At 71.0% G+C, this 5,264-nt stretch carries 4 protein-coding genes; 3 read left to right on the forward strand and 1 reads right to left on the reverse strand.

Going from position 1 to position 5,264, the window contains the following annotated elements; genetic code table 11:
* Nucleotides 1–640: 640 nt before the first annotated feature.
* A complete protein-coding gene (locus KGQ19_RS47300) occupies nucleotides 641–2,119 on the reverse strand; it encodes an MFS transporter (RefSeq protein WP_212021974.1) in 1,479 nt (492 codons plus the stop codon).
* 73 nt (nucleotides 2,120–2,192) lie between these two features.
* On the opposite strand from KGQ19_RS47300, the gene KGQ19_RS47305 reads away from it, so the two are divergent.
* The 3 genes from KGQ19_RS47305 to KGQ19_RS47315 all read left to right on the forward strand — a co-directional run.
* Nucleotides 2,193–2,876, forward strand: coding sequence for a TetR/AcrR family transcriptional regulator (locus KGQ19_RS47305; protein ID WP_212021976.1), 684 nt, complete (start codon nucleotides 2,193–2,195; stop codon nucleotides 2,874–2,876).
* A gap of 96 nt (nucleotides 2,877–2,972) precedes the next feature.
* Entirely contained in the window at nucleotides 2,973–4,796 is a 1,824-nt protein-coding gene (locus KGQ19_RS47310) for a S53 family peptidase (RefSeq protein ID WP_307856732.1), read from the forward strand.
* A 95-nt stretch (nucleotides 4,797–4,891) separates the two neighbouring features.
* Nucleotides 4,892–5,264: mycothiol transferase (locus tag KGQ19_RS47315; protein ID WP_212021978.1), on the forward strand; the 373-nt coding region annotated here is incomplete at its 3' end.

Below are 5,264 nucleotides of genomic sequence, written 5' to 3' on the forward strand. Positions count from 1 at the left end.
TCGCCTACAGTGCCGGTGGCCGGGGGTCAAGTTCGCGCCATACGAAACCGCCGCCCACCTGCATGACCGCCGCGCGCGGACTTTACCCCCGGACACCGGTGCTGTACCCCCCGGGCTGACGACGCGACCGAGGGGAACGGACCGCACCACCCCACAAACCACAGCCGCTGAGACTAGATCGGCCACCCGAGGGAACCGCGCTAGTTTCCCTGAGGTTGCCGAGGCCCGCCGGAGGCCCGGCCCTTCACCATGGGTTTGACTTTGATCTTGCTGTTGATCTGGCCTGTGCCCTTGATCTTGCTCTTGATCTGGCCCTTTGCCCTTGTTCTGGCTTGCTGGAGTTGAAGAGGCCTGAGTTGCGGCGGGGTTGTGAACGCGTAAACCGGCAGCCGACAAACACACCCGCCGCCCCGAACCCCGAACCGGCACAACTATGACCGAAGGCCGTAAAAATCGCCTTTCAACCCACACCCCAACCGCAACCCGGCTCACAAACTCCAGCCCTCAGCAAACTCCACCCGCCGACGGATCCCGCCCGGCGACCAGCACATCGCGAACCACGTCACGAGCTCCCGAGCAAAGCCCGAACTCCCAGGCAAACGTTGCCCGACACGGCACTAGCCCCACTAGCCCTACCGCCCTACCCCTGCGCCGCCTCGCTCGCCCGCCCCGGCAGCAGCGCCGCCACGATCCCGGCGGCGGCCAGCGCGATCGCCGCGCCGATCATCGCGCCGCTGAAGCCGGCGGCCATCGCCACCTTGGGGCCGCCGCCGTGGGTGGCGGCGATGTGCGCGGAGATCGTGGACAGCGCCGCCAGTCCGATGGCGCCGCCGACCTGGCGTGAGGTGTTGATCAGGCCGGAGGCCAGGCCCGCCTCGTGCCGGGGCATCCCGGCGGTGCCGGCGACCGCCAGCGGCGTCATGGCCAGGCCCATGCCGAAGGTGAGCAGCATCAGCGGGCCCAGGACGTCGGCGGTGTAGGAGCCGTCGGCCGGGAAGCGCGCCAGCCAGGCCAGGCCGACCGCCGCGACCAGCGGGCCGACCAGCAGCAGCGGCCGCGGGCCGATCCTGGGCAGGATGCGGGTCGCCAGCATGGTGCCCAGCACGATCATCGCCGAGCCCGGCACGAACGCGAATCCGGCCTGCAGCGCGTCGAAGCCGAGCACCTGCTGCAGGTAGAGGCTGACGTAGAACCACATCGCGAACATGCCCGCGCCGATCAGCAGCGCGGCCAGGTCGGCCACGGCCAGCGACCGGTTCCGGAACACCCGCAGCGGCACCAGGGCGTGCTTGCTGCGCGCCTCCAGCAGGACGAACAGCGCCAGCAGCACCGCACCGGCCACGATCGGGACCAGCACTGTCGAGGAGCCCCAGCCGTGGGTGTCGGTGGTGACGACGCCGTACACGATGCCGGTCAGACCGAGGGTGACGGTGATCGCGCCGGGCAGGTCCAGGGTGCGCAGCGTGGCGCCGCGGCCCCGGGTCTTGGCGATCAGCGGGACCGCCGCCAGGAGCAGCACCACGCCGATCGGCACGTTGACGAACAGCACCCAGCGCCAGCTCACCCACTGCGTGAGCATGCCGCCGACGACCGCGCCCATCGCGCCGCCGGCCGCCATCGTGGCGCTCCAGGCGCCGAGCGCCTTGGTCCGCTCACGCGGGTCGGTGAAGGTGGTCATGATCAGCGTCATCGTCGCCGGGGCCAGCACCGCGCCGGCCAGGCCCTGCACCGAGCGGGCCGCGATGAGCAGCGTGCCGGTGTTGGCCATGCCGCCGGCCAGGCTGGCGGCGGTGAAACCGACCAGACCGGTGAGGAACACCGGCTTGGCGCCGAACAGGTCGGCGGCGCGTCCGCCGAAGAGCAACAGGCCCGCGAAGCCGAGCGCGTAGGCGTTGACGACCCACTGCACGCCGGTCGGCGACAGGTCCAGCGCGCCGCGCATGGCCGGCAGGGCCACGTTCACGATGCTGACGTCCAGGACCACCATGAACTGGGCGACACAGGCGATGACCAGCAGCGCGCCCTTGTTGCCGACCCTGCTGCCACCGGCGCGCGGACCCGGCACGGCGGCGGCCGTCTGACTCGGTGGCGTGCCGGCTATCTGATCAGTCTGGGACATGGAGCCCTCCCCGGAGTGCGTTTAATCTTAGAGTGACTCCAATGATAGACGGAGTCCAGCTATTATTTATTCCATGGACACCGGACGAGGACCGAGCCAGGACGGCAAGCCCGCCGCCCCGCAGAGCGACCCGCCGCAGCAGGGCCTGCGCGAACGCAAGAAGCAGCGCACCCGCATGGCGATCTACGAGGCCGCGATGGCGCTGTTCGCCGAGCGCGGCTACGACCACGTGACGATGGCCGAGATCGCCCGCGCCGCCGACGTCGCCCCGGCCACGGTGTTCACCCACTACGCGTCGAAAGAGGATCTGGTCTACGAGCTGCGGCACGTGGCCAACGACCGGCTACGCGTCGCCCTGGGCTCGCGGGCCGCCGAGGTCGGCGTGCTGACCGCGGTGAAGGAGTGGCAGCTGGCGATGTACGAGTACTACGTCGAGTCGCCGGAGAAGGTGAAGCGCTCGCGGACGTTCGCGCTCCTGCTGCGGGAGAGCCCGACGCTGTGGACGCGGTCGGTGGGGTTCGTGTACGAGCGGCAGAAGCTGCTGACCGAGTTGATGCTCGAACACTACCCGCAGACAGATCCGTTCCTGCTGGAGGTCGCGGCGGCGCAGATCGCGGGGGCGGTGCAGGCGTCGCAGGGCCGCTACCAGGGGGATCTGGCCGCGGGCATGGACCGGACCGAGATACTGGCGCGCGCCGCCGAGCGGGCGGAGCAGGCCTTCGAGCAACTGGCCAGGGGCCTGGGGGACGTGCTCTAGGGCAAGCTCCGGTTCTGGCCCGCGTTGAGCTATCTGGGTGGTTGCTCACAACCTGAGCGGTTCGTGCGACGTCGTTATGGCGTGAGTTCAGAAAACGTGAGCAAGGTTTTTACTCGAAGCCGGGTCGTGGTCGCGGCGGCCGGTTGCGTCGCCTTGGTAGCCGGCGGCGCTGTGCTGGGGTTGTCCGGGAGCGCTCAGGCAGCCGGTGCGTCCCCGGCCGAGCAGCGGAACGTCCAGGTATGGCTGACGCCTGATATCGCGGGCGCCACCGCCTTCGCCGACTCCGTGTCCACGCCGGGTGGAGCCGGATTCCATCACTACCTGAGTCCGAACGCTTATACCGCACGGTTCGGCCCCTCAGCCGCGCACGCCAAGGCGGTCTCGGACTGGCTGAGCAGCGTGGGGATGACTCAGGTGCGGGTCAGCGGCGGTCGGGACTATGTCTCGGCGATCGGCGATCCGGCGAAGGCGCAGGTGCCGGCCTCGCTCGCGCCTGATGTGTTGGGCGTGACGGGAATCGGCGAGGACGGCACGCCGGGCGCGGCTCGGGCGGCGACGTCGAATCAGGCGGCGCCGGCCTGCTCGCAGTACTGGGGACAGCACGTTCAGAGCTACCAGCCCGCATATCAGGGCCTGACCAAGGGTTCGCTGCCGATCTGCGGGTACTCCGCCGCGCAGCTGCGGGCCGCGTACGGCGCCACGTCCGCGAACACCGGCAAGGGCGTCACGGTCGCGCTGACCGAGGACTCGACGCCGACGGCGATGTTCGCGACGCTGACCGACTACGCCAAGGCCAACCACCTGCCGGCGCCGCGCCGTGACCAGTTCCGCGAGGTGCAAGGCGGCGCGGTCTGCACTTCCACGGGCAGTACCGCAGCCACCGACCGGCACGCCGCGGCGGCTTCCGCCGGCTCGGCGACGTCCGGGCCGCCCGTGGACGACGAGGCCGAGATGGACTCCGAGGCGGTCTACGCGCTGGCCCCCGACGCCGACCAGCTGATGATCGTCGGCGGCGGCTGCGACCAGGGTCTGCTGGACGCCGCGCTGACGGTGCTGACCGGCGACGGGAACCACCCGAGCGCCACGATCGAGTCCAACTCCTGGCAGATCCCGGTCGGCACCGAGCCCGCGGCGGTGATGCACGCGATCGACCTGCGTGCCGCGGCCGAGGGCGTCGGCGCCTACTTCGCCTCGGGCGACACCCCGGGCCTGACGATGCCCGCCTCCGACCCCTACGCCACCGCGGTCGGCGGCACCACCCTGGGCATCGGTGCGCACAACAAGCGGGTCTTGGAGACCGGCTGGTCCTCCGCCCAGGCCAGCTTGGACAACGGGACATGGACCGACAGCGGGATCAGCAGCGCCGGCGGCGGCACCAGCCCGGACTACGCACAGCCCGCCTATCAGAAGGGTGTGGTCCCGGCGTCGATGTCCCAGATCCGCGTCGGCGACCGCACGGTCACCGGCCGCGCCGTCCCGGACATCTCCGCCGACGGCGACCCGGACACCGGCATGCTGGTCGGCTACATCCAGCAGGGCACCGACGCCAAGCCGGGGCCGTACCAGGCCGAGCCCAACGCCGGCACCAGCCTGGCCACCCCGCTGGTCGCCGCCCTGGTCGCGGACGCGCAGCAGGGCCGGACCACCGCGTTCGGCTTCATCAACCCGCTGCTGTACCGGCTGTCCGGCACCGGCGCGGTCCGCGACGTGCTGCCGCCGGCCGCCGCCACCGCGCAGCAGGACCGGGACAGCTACACCCCGGCCTCCGACGGGCTCAGTCCCAGCGTGGACGTCTTCGGCGTGACCGCCCCCGGCGCGGGCCAGCAGGTGATCGCGAAGGGGTACGACACGCTGACGGGTGTGGGCACGCCGAACGGCGGCGCGTTCATCGCCGGGCTGCGCAAGGCGGCGGGCCGGTAGCCCTCATGCCATAACGGCAAGATCGCGTGCCGGATCATGGTCGGGCTGCCAAGACTGGAGGGACGTTCACCGACCCCTCCAGAAGGAGCCCGACCATGCCGGCCCGCACCCGTCGCCGCGACACCCCGCCGCCCCGCACCGGCGGCACCGAGATCGAGGTCCTGCGCGGCTTCCTGGACTACCTGCGCACCTCCATCGCCGCGAAGGTCGACGGCACGCCCGAACCACAGGTCAGAACCTCGGCCGTGGCGTCGGGGACCACCCTGCTGGGCCTGCTCAACCACTTGACCTTCGTCGAGCGCTCGCTGTTCCTCGGCGAGCAGGTCACCGGCTGGCCGTCGACCTTCCGGGCCGCGCCCGAGGACAGCGTCGCCGAAGTCGTCGCCCGCTACCGGGAGGCGGTCTCCCGCGCGAACGAAATCCTGGACGGCTGCACGGACCTCGCCGCGCCGGTCCCCGGCCCACGCC

It is taken from the genome of Catenulispora pinistramenti, assembly GCF_018274385.1.
GTDB classification, from domain to species: domain Bacteria; phylum Actinomycetota; class Actinomycetes; order Streptomycetales; family Catenulisporaceae; genus Catenulispora; species Catenulispora pinistramenti.